At 65.9% G+C, this 18,651-nt stretch carries 17 protein-coding genes; 8 read left to right on the top strand and 9 right to left on the bottom strand.

The genetic code is table 11. From position 1 onward, the window contains the following. Position 1: 1 nt before the first annotated feature. The 4 genes from holA to K9B35_RS10970 form a co-directional block, all read right to left on the bottom strand. On the bottom strand, positions 2–1,021 hold the full coding sequence (gene holA, locus K9B35_RS10985) for a DNA polymerase III subunit delta (protein ID WP_224921884.1): 1,020 nt from the start codon (positions 1,019–1,021) through the stop codon (positions 2–4). Next, a complete protein-coding gene (gene lptE, locus K9B35_RS10980) occupies positions 1,018–1,524 on the bottom strand; it encodes an LPS assembly lipoprotein LptE (protein WP_224921883.1) in 507 nt (168 codons plus the stop codon). The genes holA and lptE overlap by 4 nt, the downstream gene beginning before the upstream one ends. Continuing rightward, on the bottom strand, positions 1,521–4,031 hold the full coding sequence (leuS, locus tag K9B35_RS10975; RefSeq protein WP_224921882.1) for a leucine--tRNA ligase: 2,511 nt from the start codon (positions 4,029–4,031) through the stop codon (positions 1,521–1,523). The genes lptE and leuS overlap by 4 nt, the downstream gene beginning before the upstream one ends. 102 nt (positions 4,032–4,133) lie before the next feature. Continuing rightward, positions 4,134–4,571, bottom strand: coding sequence for a DUF3576 domain-containing protein (locus K9B35_RS10970; RefSeq protein ID WP_224921881.1), 438 nt, complete (start codon positions 4,569–4,571; stop codon positions 4,134–4,136). A gap of 196 nt (positions 4,572–4,767) precedes the next feature. On the opposite strand from K9B35_RS10970, the gene K9B35_RS10965 reads away from it, so the two are divergent. Then, positions 4,768–5,487 carry a hypothetical protein gene (locus K9B35_RS10965; RefSeq protein WP_224921880.1) on the top strand — a complete coding sequence of 240 codons (720 nt, stop codon included), beginning with the start codon at positions 4,768–4,770 and terminating at the stop codon, positions 5,485–5,487. Positions 5,488–5,501: 14 nt separating this feature from the next. Here K9B35_RS10965 and K9B35_RS10960 read toward each other — a convergent pair whose 3' ends face one another. Then, a complete protein-coding gene (locus K9B35_RS10960; RefSeq protein ID WP_224921879.1) occupies positions 5,502–6,026 on the bottom strand; it encodes a thiamine phosphate synthase in 525 nt (174 codons plus the stop codon). Between the two features lie 22 nt (positions 6,027–6,048). On the opposite strand from K9B35_RS10960, the gene K9B35_RS10955 reads away from it, so the two are divergent. After that, positions 6,049–6,717 carry a YggS family pyridoxal phosphate-dependent enzyme gene (locus K9B35_RS10955; protein ID WP_224921878.1) on the top strand — a complete coding sequence of 223 codons (669 nt, stop codon included), beginning with the start codon at positions 6,049–6,051 and terminating at the stop codon, positions 6,715–6,717. Beyond that, the gene (locus K9B35_RS10950) at positions 6,714–7,388 is read left to right on the top strand and encodes an HAD family hydrolase (RefSeq protein WP_224921877.1); all 675 of its coding nucleotides are present in this window, start codon (positions 6,714–6,716) and stop codon (positions 7,386–7,388) included. The genes K9B35_RS10955 and K9B35_RS10950 overlap by 4 nt, the downstream gene beginning before the upstream one ends. Here the strand turns inward: K9B35_RS10950 and tldD are convergent. The 3 genes from tldD to K9B35_RS10935 are packed head-to-tail and all read right to left on the bottom strand — an operon-like array spanning position 7,385 to position 9,499. Further along, positions 7,385–8,803 (bottom strand): metalloprotease TldD, encoded by a 1,419-nt coding sequence (tldD, locus tag K9B35_RS10945; RefSeq protein WP_224921876.1) that lies wholly within the window; start codon positions 8,801–8,803, stop codon positions 7,385–7,387. The two genes, K9B35_RS10950 and tldD, sit on opposite strands and share 4 nt — an antisense overlap. 18 nt (positions 8,804–8,821) lie before the next feature. Continuing rightward, entirely contained in the window at positions 8,822–9,052 is a 231-nt protein-coding gene (locus K9B35_RS10940; RefSeq protein WP_224921875.1) for a zinc-finger domain-containing protein, read from the bottom strand. 42 nt (positions 9,053–9,094) lie between these two features. Beyond that, positions 9,095–9,499 (bottom strand): hypothetical protein, encoded by a 405-nt coding sequence (locus tag K9B35_RS10935; protein WP_224921874.1) that lies wholly within the window; start codon positions 9,497–9,499, stop codon positions 9,095–9,097. Positions 9,500–9,516: 17 nt separating this feature from the next. Here K9B35_RS10935 and K9B35_RS10930 point away from each other — a divergent pair, with 17 nt between their 5' ends. Next, the gene (locus K9B35_RS10930) at positions 9,517–10,443 is read left to right on the top strand and encodes an ABC transporter ATP-binding protein (protein WP_224921873.1); all 927 of its coding nucleotides are present in this window, start codon (positions 9,517–9,519) and stop codon (positions 10,441–10,443) included. On the opposite strand, the gene K9B35_RS10925 is transcribed toward K9B35_RS10930, so the two are convergent. Then, positions 10,440–11,333, bottom strand: coding sequence for an alpha/beta hydrolase family esterase (locus tag K9B35_RS10925; RefSeq protein ID WP_224921872.1), 894 nt, complete (start codon positions 11,331–11,333; stop codon positions 10,440–10,442). The two genes, K9B35_RS10930 and K9B35_RS10925, sit on opposite strands and share 4 nt — an antisense overlap. Before the next feature lie 122 nt (positions 11,334–11,455). On the opposite strand from K9B35_RS10925, the gene nadB reads away from it, so the two are divergent. The 4 genes from nadB (at position 11,456) to K9B35_RS10905 (ending at position 18,611) form a co-directional block, all read left to right on the top strand. Further along, positions 11,456–13,048: an L-aspartate oxidase gene (gene nadB, locus K9B35_RS10920; protein WP_224921871.1), complete on the top strand. Its 1,593-nt coding sequence runs from the start codon at positions 11,456–11,458 to the stop codon at positions 13,046–13,048. 94 nt (positions 13,049–13,142) lie between these two features. Next, complete coding sequence (locus tag K9B35_RS10915) at positions 13,143–14,276, top strand: serine hydrolase (protein ID WP_224921870.1); 1,134 nt, start codon at positions 13,143–13,145, stop codon at positions 14,274–14,276. A 46-nt stretch (positions 14,277–14,322) separates the two neighbouring features. Next, on the top strand, positions 14,323–17,091 hold the full coding sequence (gene polA / locus K9B35_RS10910) for a DNA polymerase I (protein WP_224921869.1): 2,769 nt from the start codon (positions 14,323–14,325) through the stop codon (positions 17,089–17,091). Then, a complete protein-coding gene (locus K9B35_RS10905) occupies positions 17,088–18,611 on the top strand; it encodes a lipopolysaccharide biosynthesis protein (RefSeq protein WP_224921868.1) in 1,524 nt (507 codons plus the stop codon). Before polA ends, K9B35_RS10905 begins: the two co-directional genes overlap by 4 nt. Positions 18,612–18,651 lie beyond the last annotated feature (40 nt).

The raw sequence follows: 18,651 nt of genomic DNA, 5'->3' as shown, positions 1-18,651 counted from the left end.
CTCACCCCCGCGCCGCACCCCGCGCCAGCACCGCCAGCTCATGATCCGCCAGCACTTGCCCGGCATTCCCGCCACCGCGCGTCATCGCCCGTTCCGCCTCACGCGCGCGTTCCACGGCGCGGGCCAGCATCGGACTATTCCAGCGTTGCAGCGCGCGGATCGTCGCGGCTTCCTCCTTGAAGAAGACGCGGTGTTTCTTGACCACCTCGCCGGGGCTCATCCCGTGGTCGATATCGGCGCGCATCTCGGCCAGCGCCATCAGGCGGCGGACCAGGCCGCGTAGCAGGGGAATCGTCGAAACCCCCGCCGCATCGAGCCGCGCCAGTTCGACGCCAATTTCCGCCGGGCGACCGCCCACAACCGCCTCGATCGCGCCCGACATCTCGGCCTCGCCCAGATCCGCGCCGATCGCGTCGAGCGCCTCGATCCCCGCCTCACGCGGCCGATCGGGCGCGGCGTCGAGGAACAGCGACAATTTCTCGATCTCGCGCGCCAGCACCGCGCGATCGCCACCCGACATCGCGGCCAGGCGATCCGCCGTGCCGCCGACCAGCCGCAGCCCATGTTCGCGCGCGATTCCGGTCGCCAGCTGCCCCGCAGTGCGCGCGTCGGGCACGTAACAGGCATGGACCATCACATTGGGCGCGGCGAGCGCGAGCTTGAGCAGCCGCCCGGTGCCCTTCAGCCCGCCGCCGATCGCGACCACCGGATTGCCGCCGATTTCCGCCTCGATTAGCATCCGCACCGCGTCGGTACCGCCATCGTCAATGCCCGACACGCGGATGTAGCGCGCCCCGCCGAACAGCGACAGCGACGCCGCTTCGCCGGCGAGCAGCCCGGCATCGTCCTTCAGCGCGCTGCCCTCGATATCGACGCGCTCGGCGTCGCTGCCCATTGCCCGGCCGAGCCGCGCGGCAAGGTCGTTCGCACCCGCCTCATCGGGGCCGTAGAGCAGGAACAGGCGAACATCAGGGCCGGGCTTGTCCAGCCGCGCGCGGATCTGTGCTTCGCTCGCCTTCACTTGGTCGCAGAGCTGCGTGCGTAGCGGGCCAGCCGCGCGACGATCTGATCCGCGACGATGCCCGACAGCCGTTCCAGCGCGCTCCGCTCCGCCGCGATCGTCGCATATTCCGATCCCGCGACGTCGATGCCGGCATCCGACCCTGCGGTCGCGTCCAGCACCGTCTGTCCGGTCGCCAGGTCGATCAGCTGATAGCGCGCGCGCAACGTCCGCCGCTCGCGCGTCACCACGTCATCGCTGCGCACGCCCAGACCCTCGATCCGGTCGTCCAGCGTGATTTCCAGCCGATAGGCCGGGGTGCCGCTGCGCGTCGCCTCGATCCGGTCGCGCACCGCGTTGGACACCAGCCAGCCGGCCTCGCCCTGAATCGGCGCAACCTCGACCCCCGACAGCATCGTCTGAACGGGGCCGCCCACGCCGCCGCCGTAGAGCGGCCGCAACCCGCAGCCCGACAGCGTCGTGCCCGCCGCGACCAGCGCGATCAGGAGTGCTGCGCGCTTCATGCGACGATATTCACCAGACGGTCGGGCACGACGATCACCTTTCTGGGTGCTGCGCCTTCCAGAATGCGCTGCACATTGGGATTTGCCAAGGCCATGGCTTCCAGATCGGCCTTGTCGGCGCCCTTGGCCGCCTTGACCGTGTCGCGCAGCTTGCCGTTGACCTGGATCGCGATCGTCACCTCGTCATCGACCAGCAGGGCAGGGTCGACCGCAGGCCATTCGGCATCGGCGATCAGGCCATCATTGCCCATCGCGGCCCAGGCTTCCTCGGCGAGATGCGGGACCATCGGCGCGGCGACCAGAATCGCGGTGCGGATCGCATTGGCACGCGACGCGCTGGGTGCGGCCTTCTCCAGCGCGTTGACCAGCCCATAGAGCTTGGCCACCGCCTTGTTGAACTGCAGCCCCTCGATATCCGCGGCGACGCCGGCGATGGTCTGGTGCAGCACGCGGTCGAGGCTCTTGTCCTCCCCGGTCCAGTCTTCCAGCCCGTCGAACAGTCTCCACAGCCGCTGGACGAAGCGCCACGCGCCCTCGATGCCGTTCTCGGTCCACTCCAGATCGCGCTCGGGCGGCGAATCCGACAGCACGAACCAGCGCACCGCGTCCGCGCCATACTGGTCGACGATCGGCTCGGGATCGACCGTGTTCTTCTTGGACTTGGACATCTTCTCGATGCGGCCGACGGTGACGGGTGCGCCGCCTTCTGAGTCAACGAGAACGTCGTTCTTGCGCACCACCTCGCCCGGCGACAGCCAGCGGCCATCGCTGGCCTTGTAGGTTTCGTGCGTCACCATCCCCTGCGTGAACAGCCCCTCGAACGGCTCGGCGATGTCGATCATCCCGATCCGCTTGAGTGCGCGCGTCCAGAACCGGGCATAGAGCAAATGCAGGATCGCATGCTCGACCCCGCCGATATATTGATTCACCGGCAGCCACTGCTCGGCCACCGCGCGGTCGAACGGCTTGTCGTCAGGTTGGCTGGCGAATCGGATGAAATACCAGCTCGAATCGACGAACGTATCGAGCGTATCGGTTTCGCGCCGCGCGGAATGGCCGCATTGCGGGCAATCGACATGCTTCCACGTCGAGTGGCGGTCGAGCGGGTTGCCGGGGATGTCGAAGCTGACATCTTCGGGCAGGACCACGGGCAACTGCTTCTTGGGCACCGGCACCGCGCCACAGATTTCGCAATGCACGATCGGGATCGGCGTGCCCCAGTAACGCTGGCGGGAAACGCCCCAGTCGCGCAGCCGCCAGACGGTCGTGCCCTTGCCCCATCCTTCGGATTCGGCGCGGCGGATCACCTCACGCTTCGCGTCGGCGACATCCATGCCATTCAGGAAGTGAGAATTCACCAGCGTGCCGGGGCCGGTGTAGCTTTCTTCCTCGACATATTCGCTTTGGGTTTTTTCGCCATCCGCGACGACGCGCCGGATCGGCAGGCCATATTTGGTCGCAAATTCGAAATCGCGCTGGTCATGCGCCGGCACCCCGAACACCGCGCCGGTGCCATAGTCCATCAGCACGAAATTCGCGATATAGACCGGCAATTCCCAGGTGGAATCAAAGGGATGCGCCGCACGGATGCCGGTGTCGAAGCCCAGCTTCTCCTGCGTCTCGATCTCGGCCGCAGTCGTCCCGCCCAGCTTGCACTGCGCGATGAAGTCGGCAACCGCCGGATCCTTCGCGGCGAGCGCCTGCGCGATCGGATGATCCGCCGCGATCGCGACGAAGCTCGACCCGAAAATCGTGTCGGGGCGGGTAGTGAACACTTCTACTTCATTGAAATCGCTGGACGAAATCTTGAAGCGGAACTGCATCCCCTGCGACTTGCCGATCCAGTTTTCCTGCATCAGCCGGACCTTGTCGGGCCATTTGTCGAGGCTATCGAGACCCTCGAGCAATTCGTCGGCAAAGTCAGTGATCTTGAGGAACCACTGGTTGAGCTTCTTCTTCTCAACCAGCGCCCCTGACCGCCATCCGCGCCCATCGATCACCTGCTCATTGGCGAGCACGGTCATGTCAACCGGGTCCCAGTTGACCGTCGATTCCTTGCGGTAAACCAACCCGTTAGCGAACAGATCGAGGAACAGCGCCTGTTCGTGGCCGTAATAATCCGGCTCGCACGTCGCCAGCTCGCGACCCCAGTCGATGGCTAGGCCGAGGCGTTTCAGCTGCGCGCGCATCGTCGCGATATTGTCGCGGGTCCAGCCGCCGGGATGGACCTTCTTTTCCATCGCGGCATTTTCGGCCGGCATGCCGAATGCGTCCCACCCCATCGGGTGGAGCACTTCCATGCCCTTCATCCGCCGATAGCGCGTCAGGACGTCGCCCATCGTATAGTTGCGGACGTGCCCCATATGGATGCGCCCCGATGGATAGGGAAACATCTCAAGCACATAGGATTTGGGCTTGGGCGAGTGATCGTCCGCGGCGAAGGTCTGGCGCTCTTCCCAGACCTTCTGCCACGCGGAATCGGCTTTCAGCGCGTTGAACCGCGACATGGTATTTCCTCAGGCTCGACGCCGGTTCGCTCCCGCACCCGGGTCCGCAAGGCTGTCGCCGGGTCGAGGAGCAGGCCGGTGCCGCTAACTAAACGACGGCTTTTAGTTCCCCACGATCGCGGCGCGGCGCAGGTCGCGCGCCTTCGTCAGGATGATATCCTCAAGCTTCTGGACCGTTGCCGCCTCGACTGGCGCGTCGACCCACTGGCCACCGCGATTCTGCTGACGCTGAACGCTGACGCGCAGCGCGTCGGCGCGCAGATCCTGGTCAAGGATCGCGACGGTGATCTTCACCCGCTCGGTCGTGAGGTTGGGGTTTACGTGCCAGTCGGTGACGATCACGCCGCCGTTGGAATCGGTCTGGGCAATCGGCGCAAACGACACCGTGTCGAGCGCGGCGCGCCACAGATAGGCGTTGACGCCGATCGTCGTCACTTTCGAAGCGGCAAGGTCGGCGCGCGGGCGATCGCCGCCGCCGCCGCACGCGGCGAGGGTAAGGGCAACGCTGCCCAGGATCGCGGTGCGCAACTGGCGGTTCATCGGCATCATCCTATGGGTAGTCTCATCGGGTTTGTGTGCATCTATAGATGCTGGGGCGCGCGCCGCAAGCGCAAGCCGCTGTGCGTCCGGCCCCCAAGCTGTGCGTCTTGTGCAACACCTGCGCCGAAATCGGATTCCGCCCAGTGGAACAACCGCGCCGAATCATGGTAGTGCCCTGATCGAGTAAGGGGTTTTGATGCGTATTCGTCGGATCATCGCTGGCTTGGGACTGGGGACGCTGGGCGTCGCCGGATTCGTTGCCGCGCCGGCGCTTCTCGCACAGACCGGGACGCCGCAGCGCGCTGTGGCACAGCGGGCCGCCCCGATCGCCGGAATCGGCACCTTTACGCCGGCATCGGCCGACCCGCGACTCGCGGCGGCACTGGCGCGCAGCGGTCTTTCGGGCAGCGGCTTTCGCTTCACCCCCGCTGACACGCGCGGTACCAGCAATCGCAGCGTGACCGTCGCGGTCCGCGCACGCACCGCACGTCCGTCGGCCGCAGTTGCCGATCGTGGCGCGGCGGCTCCCGCTTCGGTGACGTTGCAGCCGATCGCCTATAATCTGGGCGTGTCGGTTGGCTGGAAGCGCTTTGCGATCTCGGGCGATCTTGCCAAGCTGGACCTGGCGGGTCAGCCGGGCAGCAGTCAGAAAATGGATCTTGGCGCGAGCTATACCGGCAAGCGCGCTTCGGGCCGGATCAAGGCGACCAGCGAGACGCCGACCGAGCGTGGTCCGCGCCTGCTGACGGTCGATCCGAATTATTCGCTCGATGTGGGCGGTGCCTATTCGATCACCCGCAACCTCGCTGTGACCGCGGGCGTTCGCTACACCAGTGAGAAGGATCGCCTTCCTCAGCTGAAGGACGACCGGCGTGACAGCCAGGCCGTCTATGTCGGGACCGCAATCCGCTTCTGATCGGTGACGCCCGGCTAAGCCCAGGCGTCGATTCCAGCCCATCCATGCACGCCGAAGCGGCTCAACGCGCGCCAGCGGCGTTCGTCCATTCCGCCCAGTGCGATGACCGGCGCCTTTAGACCCCGGATCATCAACCCGAACCGCACCGGACCAAGTGCTGGTGCGCCGGGGTGGGAGCGGGTGGGGTAGGCCGGCGAAACGAACAGCAGTGCCGCGCCCATTCGTACTGCCGCAATCGCTTCGGTTCGCGAATGGACCGGGGCGGTCAGCGCGTCCCGCTGCCGGCCGTGGCGGAGCATCGGACCGCGACCGACCGGCGGCCCGGCCACCACCAGCACCAGCCCCCGTCGCCGCGCGGCGCTACGCACCCGCACGAACAGCGCGTGCCGCGCCTTGGCCGCCGTGGCGTAATGCCGGAAGATAATGCCCGATCCGCGCGGCAATGCGTCGATCGCGGACCACAGCGCATCACCCAACCGCTCGTCGGTCATCAGCCAGCGGCGCGGCAAAGCGGAGGGGCGGGGGTGGCGGCGCGGCATCGTGCCACCTATAGCGCGGCTTATGTCAGCCGAAACCGCTTCCTCCCGCCTCGCCGATATCCACGCCCGCATCGCCCGCGCTGCGTCCACTGCGGACCGCCGTGCCGATGACGTCACGCTGATCGCGGTCTCCAAGACGCAGGACGCCGCAGCGATTCAGCCGCTGATCGACGCTGGCCAGCGCGTGTTCGGTGAGAATCGGGTGCAGGAGGCGGCGGGCAAATGGCCAGAGCTGCGCGCCGCACATCCCGATATCCGACTGCACCTTGTCGGCCAGCTTCAGTCGAACAAGGCTGCTGACGCGGTTGCGCTGTTCGATGCGATCCATTCGGTGGATCGGCTCTCGCTGGTTGCTGCGTTGGCAAAGGCGATGGCGGAGAGCGGCAAGCGCCCCGATTGCTTCATCCAGGTCAATATCGGGGACGAGCCGCAAAAGGGCGGGGTGGCGGTCGCCGATCTGCCGGCGCTGCTGGCTGAGGCGCGTGCGGCGGGCCTGCCGCTTGCCGGGCTGATGGCGGTGCCGCCGTTTGAGGTCGATTCGGCACCCTATTTCGCGCTGTTGGCGAAGCTGGCGCGCGAGGCGGGACTGGAGGCCCTTAGCATCGGCATGTCGGACGATTTCGAGGTCGCGGTCACGATCGGCGCAACGCATGTCCGCATCGGCACGGCGTTGTTCGGAGCGCGCGCATGAGTCTGTCGGTCCGTTTCGATGCGCTGATCTTCGATTTTGACGGCGTGTTGCTGGAGAGCGAGTTCGAGGGCAACCGGCACATTGCCGATTATCTGACCGGCATCGGCCACCCGACCAGCGCCGACGAGTCGATGGCCAACTTCATGGGGCTGGCGGGCCGCGAGTTCATCGATGCGATCGAAAGCTGGATCGGGCGCACCCTGCCCGAGGATTTCCACGCCGCGCGTGAGGCGGAGAATCGCCGCGTGCTCGCTGAAGGGGTGGCGGAGGTCGCGGGTGCCATCGCCTTCGTCCGCGCACTGCCCGACGATCTGCCGCGCGCCATTGCCTCGTCGAGCAACAGCCACTGGATCGGGACGCATCTCGACCATCTCGGCATCCGCGATGTGTTTGACGGCCGGATCTTCAGCGGGCGCGAGCATGTCGCGCGCGGCAAGCCGGCGCCCGACATCTACCTTCATGTTGCCGCGCATCTGGGTGTGCCGATCGAGCGCTGCGCGATCCTTGAGGATTCACCCGTGGGAGCGACCGGGGCGGTGGCGTCCGGCGCGCATGTCATCGGCCTGTGCGCGGGCAATCACTGCGGGCCGGACCACGCCAGCCGCCTGCGCGCGCTGGGTGTAAACGACATCGCGCACGATTTCACCGAAGTCGCGCGACTGCTGGCTTAAGCCGTCCCGCCAACGGTCAGTCCGTCGAGCAACAGCGTAGGCTGACCGACGCCGGCAGGAACGGACTGCCCGCCCTTGCCGCACATGCCGATGCCCTCATCGAGCGCGAAATCATTGCCGATCCCGATCACCCGGGTCAGGCTGGTCGGACCGTCGCCGATCAGCGTCGCGCCCTTGATCGGGGCGCCGAGTTTGCCGTTCTCGATCTTGTAAGCCTCGGTGCAGGAGAAGACGAACTTGCCCGACACGATGTCCACCTGACCGCCGCCAAAGCTCTTAGCGAAGATGCCCTTCTTCACCCGGCTCAGGAGCTCGGCGGGATCGTCCTGGCCGCCGCGCATGAAGGTGTTGGTCATGCGTGGCATCGGGGCGTGCTGAAACGATTCGCGGCGGCCATTGCCGGTCGGTTCGACGCCCATCAGCCGCGCGTTCATGCGATCCTGCATATAGCCGCGCAGGATGCCGTCTTCGATCAGCACCGTTTCGCGCGTCGGCGTGCCTTCGTCGTCGATCGACAGCGACCCGCGGCGGTCGGTGATCGACCCGTCATCGACCACGGTAACGCCGGGCGCCGCGACCCGCTCACCGATGCGGCCGGAAAAGGCGCTGGTGCCCTTGCGGTTGAAATCGCCCTCGAGGCCATGGCCGATCGCCTCGTGCAGCAGGATGCCGGGCCAGCCCGGGCCAAGCAGCACGGTCATCTCGCCGGCCGGGGCATCGACCGCGTCGAGATTGACGAGCGCCTGCGCCAGCGCCTCATCGATCGCGCGGTTCCAGGTCTCCGGCTGCATCAACCGGTCATAGAGCGCGCGGCCGCCGGTGCCGAAGCTGCCGGTTTCTCGCCGTCCGTTGGTTTCGACCACGATCGACACGTTGAGGCGCACCAGCGGGCGGATGTCGGTGGCGATGAAGCCGTCGGGACGGACGACCTCGACCACGCTCCACGATCCCAGCAGGCTGACCGAAACCTGCACCACGCGCGGATCGCGGGCGCGGGCAGCAGCGTCGATCGTCTGGCACAGATTCACCTTGTCGGCGAAGGGGACCAGATCGAGCGGGTCGGCATCGGTGTAGAGGTGGCGGTTGGTGCCGACCGGGGCCGCAGCCTTGGGGCCGGTCGCCGGGTCGATCAGCGCCATCGTCTCACCCGCGCGACGGATCGCGGCGTCGCTGATCTCGTTTGCATGGGCAAAGGCGGTGGTTTCCCCGCTCACCGCGCGCAGGCCGAAGCCCGAATCGGTGTTGTAGGACGCGGTCTTGAGTCGCCCGTCGTCGAAGCCGAACGCCTCCGACTTGCGGTATTGCAGGTAAAGCTCGCCATCCTCAGCCGTGGCGAGGATCGATGCGGTCAGGCGCTGCGCGGCGTCGGCGTCAAAGCCGTCGCGGTAGAGGAAACCTCGGGGATCGCTGTACATCCCCTCAATATAGGCGGATCAGGCGCTCGCGCCAGCCGGGTGGTCGGGCAATTGTGACTGGTCGGCGCGATCGGCGGGACCGCCGATCAGCACGAAGCGGCGGTCGCAATAGCCGCAATCGACATAACCATGCTCGTCGATCTGCAAAAACACGCGCGGATGGCCGAGTGCGGCGGCGATTCCGGCATGCGCGCCGTCACAGGCGACGCGGGCGGTGGTGACGCGGGTGATTTCGGGAGGCGCGATCATGGGCCTGCGGTTAGCAAAGCGCAGGCGGGCGGGCAATCGGTCCTATTTCGCCGCTCGTCCCGCTCTCGCAAAGGCAACCACATCGTCCATGCATTTCTTGCCCACAATTTTGGACTTTTTTAGATCGAGTTGACGTTCAACATCTTCAATAACCGAGGCGACAGTAGGCGCGTCGTTTCGAGTGGAAAGCCTTCCTAAATAGTACGCAGAAGAAATTACCATTTTAGGTTGATCTTTTTTTGAGTTTTTAAAGGCGTCATCTATCAAGATATTGAGAGCTGCTGCACATCGCGCGTCTGCAAAATCAGCGGCGGACGGTGTAATCTGAATCGTGAGTAATGAAGCTAGATTCAGCGCGACGTGCATCATTTTCTTCTCCCATGCTCGCATAGCGTGAATTGCTTCTGTACGATCTGCAAATTGTTTGGCTTGCCAATCGTCGCCCACCGTCCCACTTCCCCGGCATGAGCGACGCGGCAATCGAGATCGACGGCCTTTCCAAGGTCTATCAGGGCGGCAAGCAGGCGCTGGACGGGGTGAGTTTCACCGTGCCGCGCGGGCAGATTTTCGGGCTGCTGGGGCCGAATGGCGCGGGTAAGTCGACGCTGATCAATATCCTGGCTGGCCTCGTCAACAAAACCGGCGGACGCGCAAGCATCTGGGGCTTCGACATCGACGCCAGCCCGCGCAACGCCAAGCGCGCGATCGGGATCGTCAATCAGGAGATCATGTTCGACCCGTTCTTCACGCCGGTCGAGACGCTGGAAATCCAGGCCGGATTGTACGGCGTGCCCAAGGCGGAGCGGCGGTCGATGGAGCTGCTGCGCGCGGTGCATCTGGAGGACAAGGCGCGCGCCTATTCGCGCACTCTGTCGGGCGGCATGAAGCGGCGGCTGATGGTGGCGAAGGCGATGGTGCATTCGCCGCCGGTGCTGGTGCTCGACGAGCCGACTGCGGGCGTCGATATCGAACTGCGCCAGCAGCTCTGGGCCTATGTCCGCACCCTCAATGATCAGGGCGTGACGGTGGTGTTGACGACCCACTATCTCGAGGAAGCCGAGCAGCTGTGCGATCGCATCGCGATCATCAACCACGGCAAGCTGATCGCCAACGAACCGACCCGCGAACTGGTCGGCAAGACTCAGGAAAAGGTAGTCGAGGTAGTGGTCGATCGCGATATCGTGACGCCGCCCGCCAATGGCTGTTTCCAGAAGATCGAGGCGAAGGGCGAGCGGACTCTGGTCATCACCTATCGCAAGGACCGCGCGAACGCCGGTGAGGTGCTCGGCGCGGTGCAGGCGGCGGGGTTCGGCATTGTCGATGTCAGCACGCGGGAGGCGGACCTGGAAGACGTGTTCCTGAGCCTGACGCGCGCCGCCAACGCTGCTTAACGCGAATAGCGCGCGAAAAACCGCCACATCGCGTCATTATCCGCAGTCCAGACATGGCCACCGCCGCGCAGGATATGGGCAGCGACCTCGGCCTGCGCCCGGCAGCGCGTGTGGAGCCGCTCATAGAGATTGGCGGCGAGGTCGCGGCGCAGCGGACCGGCGGTGCAGCCGTTGAGCGCGGCCCAGCGCGCTTCGGCGGCCTCCATCGTATATTGCCAATAGCCGGCGCCGCCGCCCTGCACCGGGTTGGTGCCATCGGCATCGCCGGCAAAGGCGATCACCGGCATCGGGCGCTTCGGCGTGCAGGTCGCGGGGTCGGGGCGGGTCTTGTCGCTTGCCAGCGGGTTGCCGGCGCGCAGGCCCACGACCGGGGAGATGGCGGCGAAGCGGTCGGAGGCGACACAGCCGAGCCAAGACGTCATCCGTCCGCCGCCCGACAGGCCGGTGGCATAGACGCGCTTGGAATTGGCGCAGCCCCTGCTCGCCAGCCAGTCGATCGCGGTCTTGAGGAACGCCACGTCATCGGCATCGCCCGGCCCCGGCACCTTGCCAGTGACGGTGGGAACGCCGGGAATGTTCCAGACAAAGCCACGCTCGACCGGGATGCCGGCATCCGGCGCCGCGACGAGGAAGCCGTGGCGGTCGCTGCTCGCCTCCAGCTTCGATTGCGCAAGGATCGCGGCTCCGTCTCCGCCACTACCGTGGAGCGCGAACACCAGCGGGAGGCGACCCGGCTTTGCGCCGGCGGGCACGTGCAGCAGCAGCGCGCGGCCGGTATCACCAACCGTCACCCGCGAGGTGGTCCCGGGCGCGACCGGACAGCCAGGCGCCGCGAGCGCGGGGGCAAGCGGGGCGAGTAGCGCGGCGGCGGCGGCGAGGATCAGGCGCATCGGAATCTCCTTGAGCTGCCCTCGCTATGAGCTGCGCCGCCGCCCGGCAACCGCAGCGTGTTTGAAATCGCCGCGCTTTGTCGCATAGCGGCGCCCCGCCATCGGTGCGCGAAGGAACGAGATTGGCCCACGACCCTCATCAGTGCGACGTGCTTGTCATCGGCTCGGGCGCCGCCGGACTCACTGCCGCGCTCAATTTGGCCGAACGGTTCCGCGTCACGGTGCTGGCCAAGGGCGGGCTGGACGAGGGATCGACCGCGTGGGCGCAGGGCGGGATCGCCGCGGTACTGGAGCCCGGTGACACGTTCGAGGCGCATATCGAGGACACGATGGTCGCCGGCGCGGGCCTGAACGATCGCGCCACGGTGGAGATGGTGGTCGAGAATGCTCCCGCCGCGATCAACCGGCTGGTCGAGCTGGGCGTGCCGTTTAACATGGACGGCAATGCGCTGCATTTGACGCGTGAAGGCGGGCATAGTGCGCGCCGCATCGTCCATGTCGATGACGCCACCGGTTGGGCGGTGCAGGTTGCGCTGATCCGCGCGGCGCAGGCGCATCCCAACATCACGCTGGTTCCCGACATGGTCGCGATCGACCTTGCCACCAGTCGCCATGAGCTGCGCTATTCGGGCGCGGGCAAGGTGTGGGGCGTCTATGCCGTCAATCGCGCCACCGGGGGCGTCGAGCTGTTCACCGCCAATGCGACGGTGCTGGCGACTGGCGGGGCGGGGCGGACCTACCTCTTTTCCACCGCGCCCAAGGGGGCGACTGGCGACGGTATCGCGATGGCGTGGCGCGCGGGCTGCCGCATCTCGAACATGGAGATGATGCAGTTCCACCCGACCTGCCTCTACCATCTCGACGTCAAGAATTTCCTGATTACCGAAGCGGTGCGCGGTGAGGGCGGGCGGCTGATCAACCCGCAGACCGGCAAGCGGTTCATGGCGGATTATGATCCCGATCGGATGGAGCTGGCGCCGCGCGACGTCGTCGCCCGCGCGATCGACGCGGAGATCAAGCGCGACGGCCTCGATTACGTCCATCTCGACATCAGCCATATGCCTGCTGAGTTCGTGAAGGGGCATTTCCCCAACATCTACGACAAGCTGATCGGGCTTGACATCGACATGACCACGGGGCCGATCCCGGTGGTGCCGGCCCAACACTATACCTGCGGCGGGATCGTCATCGATCTGGACGGACGCACCGATTTGCTCGGCCTCTATGCCGCGGGTGAGTGCAGCGAGAGCGGGCTGCATGGTGCCAACCGTCTCGCCAGCAACTCGCTGCTCGAATGTTTCGTGTTCGGCGAGGCGGCGGCACGGCACATCGCGGCGAACTGGGACGATCTGCCCGCCCCGCCGCCGATCCGACCTTGGGACGAGAGTCGCGTTGCCGATTCGGACGAAGAGGTGGTGATCAAGCAGAACTGGACCGAGATCCGCCGGTTCATGTGGAACTATGTCGGTATCGTCCGCACCACCAAGCGGCTCGAGCGTGCCGCCCACCGGATCAAGCTGCTGAACGAAGAGGTCGCCGATTATTACGGCCATTTCCGTGTCACGCCTGACCTGATCGAGCTGCGCAACCTGCTCCAATCGGCCGAGCTGATCGTGCGATCGGCGCTGCACCGGCATGAAAGCCGTGGGTTGCATTATACGTTGGACCACCCGCAAACCGCCGAGGTTGCTCGCGATACCGTGTTAGTTCCCTAGGATTTTGGCCGAATCTTCACGCTTTGGCGTCATATTCCCCGTATTCGTCGCAGAAGCCGCTGCTGCCTCTTGAGCCGGAGCGCGGTGCGAACGCATGATCGCTTTGGGCAAGGGGCGTGGTATCGTGTTGGGGATGCAGGAGTTTACGATTCTTCAGCGTGCAATGACTCTGGCGGGCCTCGCGCCTGTTCTGTTGATCGGCGCGGGCGTGCATCGCGACGACCTGCCCAAGGATCTGACCCCGGCCAGCTATCGCGTGTCGATGCCGATCCCGGCCGCGCCCAAGCCGCTCCCCGTCTTTCCCGCTCCTGCAGGGCTAACCGCGACGGTCGACGCCCTTGCGCGCGATTTCGGCGGGGTCGTCGGCATCTCGGTGCGCAGCCTTGAATGGGGGTGGCAGGTCGATGCCAATGGCAATCGCCGCATGCCGCAGCAGAGCGTGAGCAAGCTGTGGGTCGCGATGACCGTGCTCGACGCACGTGACAAGGGGCGCCTGACGCTGGATGATCCGGTCGAGCTGACCCGCGAGCATCTGACCCTGTTCCACCAGCCGATTGCCACGTTAGTCGTGCGCGACGGCGTTTATCGCACCACAGTGCGTGAGCTGTTGCTGCGCGCGATGCAGTCGAGCGACAATACTGCCAACGACCGGCTGATGAGCCTGGTCGGCGGGCCGGGCGCGGTGCGCGCCTTCATCGCCGAAAAGGGGTTGGGCGAAATTCGGTTCGGCCCGGGCGAACGCCTGTTGCAGGCGGGGACCGCCGGCCTGGCGTGGAAGCCCGAATACTCCATGGGCCGCGCATTTTATCAGGCGCGCGCCGCGTTGCCGATCACTGTGCGGCGGGCATCGTTTGATGCCTACATCGCCGATCCGCCCGATGGCGCGTCGTCGTCGGCCATCACGCTGGCGCTGGCGCGGCTCAAGGCCGGTGAATTACTGTCACCTGCCTCAAGCAATTTCCTGATCAACGTGATGCAGGGCGCACGCACCGGTCGCGCGCGGATTAAAGGTGCGACACCGCCCGACTGGAAATGGGGCCACAAAACTGGGACCGGGCAGGATCTGGGCGCACGCACTGCCGGGTTTAATGATGTCGGCGTTCTGATCGCGCCCGATGGCAAGGCCTATTCGATCGCCGTGATGATCGGGGATACGTCACGTCCGGTACGAGAGCGCCAGCAGTTGATGCAGGCGGTCGTGGCTTCGGTCGTCGCCAATCATCGCTAAGGCTTAAGCTCTCGCTCATGCGGTTTCGCGCTGCTAAGCCGTCGCCATGCCTCATCTCTATCTTGTCGACGGCTCGAGCTTTATCTTTCGCGCCTATCATGTGCTGCCCAAGCTGACCAACAAGCATGGCGAGCCGGCCGGCGCGGTTTATGGCTATGTGTCGATGCTGTGGAAGCTGGCGAGCGAGCTGCACAAGGCGGAGGGCCCGAGCCATCTGGCGGTGATCCTCGACAAGAGCGAGCATACCTTCCGCAACGACCTGTACGACCAGTATAAGGCGCACCGCCCGCCCGCGCCGGAGGATTTGCGCCCGCAATTCCCCATGATCCGCGACGCGACGCGCGCGTTCAGCCTGCCGTGCATCGAGGAATTGGGCTGGGAGGCGGACGACCTGATCGCATCCTATGCCAAGGCGGCGCTGGCGCAGGGGTGGCAGGTGACGATCGTCAGCTCCGACAAGGATCTGATGCAGCTGCTGACCGAACCCGGCATCGACATGCTCGACACGATGAAGGACCGGCGCATGGGGCCGGAGGCGGTGGTCGAAAAGTTCGGGGTCGGGCCGGACAAATTGGGCGAGGTGCTGGCGCTGATGGGCGACAGCGTCGACAACGTTCCCGGCGTGCCCGGCGTGGGGCCGAAGACTGCGGCCAAGCTGATCCTGGAGCATGGCGATGTCGAGGCGGTGCTGGCTGCCGCGCCCGACATGAAGAAGGGCAAGCTGCGCGATAATTTGATCGAGCATGCCGACATGGCGCGGCTATCGCGCAAGCTGGTCGCGCTGGCCGACGACGTGCCGCTGCCCGAGCCGCTCGACGATTTCGTGCTCGACGGGATTCCCGATGCGCCGCTGCGTGCATTTCTGGAGCATCACGGGTTCAAGACGCTCCTGACGCGGCTGGGGAGCGAGTCGAGCTCGGTCGCGGATGCGCCGGTCGAAACGCATGAGGTGCCGGGCCTCGAGCCGGATCCGCCGTGCGACCATGATGGCTATGAGACGGTGGTCGATGAGGCGGCGCTGGATCGCTGGATCACGGTGGCGCGGCATCAGGGCTGGGTCGCGGTGGATACCGAGACGACCGGGACCGACGCGACCCGCGCCGAGCTGGTCGGGGTCAGCCTGGCGCTGCACCCGAACCTCGCCTGCTATATTCCGATTGGACATGGCGGGACCGACATGTTCGCGGAGAAGCCGGTGCAGCTCGACCGGGCGACGGTGTTGGCGAAGCTCAAGCCGCTGCTCGAGGACCCGGCGGTGCTCAAGATTGGGCACAACCTCAAATATGACCTGATCATCCTCGGCCGGCTGGGGATCGACATCGCGCCGTTCGACGACACGATCGTGATGAGCTTCGACCTCGATGCCGGGTTGCACGGGCATGGCATGGATGAGCTGGCCGCGACGCATCTCGCGCACAGCTGCATCGCGTACAAGGACGTAACCGGGAGCGGGAAGAAGCAGATCGGGTTCGCCGAAGTCGATCTGAAGGCCGCGACCCGCTACGCCGCCGAGGATGCCGATGTCACGCTGCGGCTGTGGCGGCGGTTGAAGCCGCGCCTCGCTTATGAAGGCGCGACGCGGGTCTATGAGATGGTCGATCGGCCGCTGGTGCGCGTGATCGCCGACATGGAGCGCGCGGGGATCAAGGTCGACGCGACGGTGCTGGCGCGGCTGTCGGACGAATTCTCGAAACAGATTGCGAGCCTGGAGGGCGAGATTCACGCCATTGCCGGGTTCAAATTCACCATCGGCAGCCCCAAGCAATTGGGCGACGTGCTGTTCGACAAGATGGGGATCAAGGGCGGGCGCAAGGGCAAGAGCGGCGTCTATTCGACCGACGTCAACGAGCTGGAGCGGATCGCGGCGGACAAGGATTCGCCGGGACGCGAGATGGTGGCGAAGGTGCTCGACTGGCGCCAGCTGTCGAAGCTCAAATCCACCTATACCGACGCGTTGCAGGCGCAGATCAACCCGGCGACCGGGCGCGTGCATACCAGTTACTCGCTGACCGGCGCACAGACCGGACGGCTGTCATCGACCGACCCGAACCTGCAGAACATCCCGATCCGCACCGAAGTCGGGCGCCAGATCCGCGACGCCTTCGTTGCCGAACCGGGCAATGTCATCCTGTCGGCCGACTATTCGCAGATCGAGCTGCGCCTCGCCGCGCATATCGCTGACGTTCCCGCGCTGCGCGAGGCGTTCGAACAGGGCGAGGACATCCACAACCGCACCGCGATGGAGCTGTTCGGTGAGGTCAACCGCGACACGCGCGGGCGGGCCAAGACGATCAACTTTGCGATCCTTTATGGCATCAGCCGCTGGGGGCTGGCCGGGCGGCTCGACGTCACGCCGGACGAGGCGCAGGGGATGATCGACCGCTATTTCCAGAGCTTCCCCGGGATCAGCCGCTACATCGCCGACACGCTGAACGAGGCGAAGGCGCGCGGCTACACGACGACGCTGTTCGGGCGGAAAACGCACTTCACCCGGATCAACGCGCCCAACCAGAATGAACGCGCGGGCAGCGAGCGCGCCGCGATCAACGCACCGATTCAGGGCACGAGCGCCGACATCATCAAGCGCGCAATGGCGCGGATGGGACCGGCGTTGCTGGACGCGGGGCTGCCCAACGTGCGGATGCTGCTGCAGGTGCATGACGAACTGGTGTTCGAACTGCCCGAAGGCGATGTCGAAGCGGCGTCGGCGGTGATCCGCCGCGTGATGGAGACTGCGGCTGAACCGGCGGTCACGCTGACCGTGCCGCTGGGTGTCGAGATCGGCACGGGTGCGAGCTGGGGCGCGGCGCATTGAGCACCGCCGCCGCGCAGAACGGCCCTTCCGATGACCTGAACGCGCTCGCGAAGGGCGGGCGGACGAACATCTTCGGCTTTTTCCTGCGCCTGCTCGCGCGCTTGCCGTTCCTGTTCATTGCCGGGCGGCTCTATGGCGCAGAGACGGTCGGGCGGTTCGCGCTTGCCGTGGTGGTGGTCGAGCTGGCGGCATTGCTCGCGACGCTCGGGCTCAAGCGCGGGCTGGCGCAGGCGCTGGCATCGACCGACCGACCGCATGCCCATGTCGTGTGGGACGGGATGGTCGTCGCCTTCGTCGTCTCGGTGCTCGCGAGCGCGTTGCTGTTCGCTTTTCCCGACTTGATGTTCCCCAACAGCGGGACGACCGGGCTCGACCGCTATCTGGCAGTGATTGTGTTCGCGATTGCCTGGTCCGATGTCAGCCTCGCCGCGCTCGCCTATCGTAACAATGTGAAGGCGACGGTGACGGCACGGGCGATCGTCGAGCCATGGACGATCAGCATCGCGGCGTGGGTGCTGTACTATGTCTCGGCGCGCGATGGCCTGATCATCGCCTATGTGCTGTCGATGGCGGCGGCGCTGGTGGCGAGCCTGATCCCGTTCATCCGCAGCTATGGCCTGCCGCATGGCTGGTCGCCGCGGGTGACGCCGTTGCTTCAGCTCGCCCGGCGCAACATGCCGCTGGCGGGGGCCGACGCGCTCGAATGGGGATCGCGCAACATCGACCGGTTCATCCTCGGCCTGTTCTTCCCGCCGGCGATCGTCGGCATCTATTACATGGCGCAGCAGGTCTCCTCGATCCCGCAAAAGCTCAAGACCAGCTTCGATCCGGTGCTGGGACCGGTGATCGCGCGCAATCTGGCGGCGGGGAATCGCGGGGCGATCGCGGCGCAGGTGCGGCAGGTCGGATTCTGGATCATCACGTTACAGGCGGCATTGCTGCTGATGGGCGGCATCCCGGCGGAAGGGGTGATGGGCGTGGTCGGCCCGCAATTCGTGGTCGGCGCAGCGGCCCTGTGTTTCCTGCTTGCCGCCGAGGTCGCCGCGACGCCCGGCGCGGTGGCCGAAGCCGGGCTGGTCTATATGGCGCGACACCGCAATCTGGTGGTATCCATGCTGTTGCTGGCGTTCCAGGCGGCACTGAGCTTTGCGCTGGTGTTCCAGATGCGGGCGATGGGCTTTGACATCCATGTCCAGGCGTTGGGGCCGGCGATGGCGCTGGTGCTGACGCTGGCGCTGGGGTCGACGATCAAATGCTGGATGCTGGCGCGGCTGACCGGTGCGTCGGTATTCAGCCTGCGCCCGGGCTTCATCGCGGCAATTGTGGTCGCGGGAGCGGTCGGTTGGGCGTTCACCCGGCTGCCGCACCGCCTCGAATGGCTGGAGTTGTCGGTCGGCGTTCCGGCGATCTGCATCGCCTATTTCGCGGTGATCGGGAAATGGGCGTTCGGGCCGGAGGACCGCCAGCTGTTCAAGAAGATGCCGAAGAGCGAACCGACGCTGCCGGACGAGAAGGTGTGAGCCTCCGCTTGTCCTGAGCCTGTCGAAGGGCCGATCCTGA

The organism is Sphingomonas sp. R647 (genome assembly GCF_020177055.1).
In the GTDB taxonomy this organism is placed as follows: Bacteria; Pseudomonadota; Alphaproteobacteria; order Sphingomonadales; family Sphingomonadaceae; genus Sphingomonas.
This window is presented reverse-complemented; position numbering and strand designations above follow the sequence as displayed.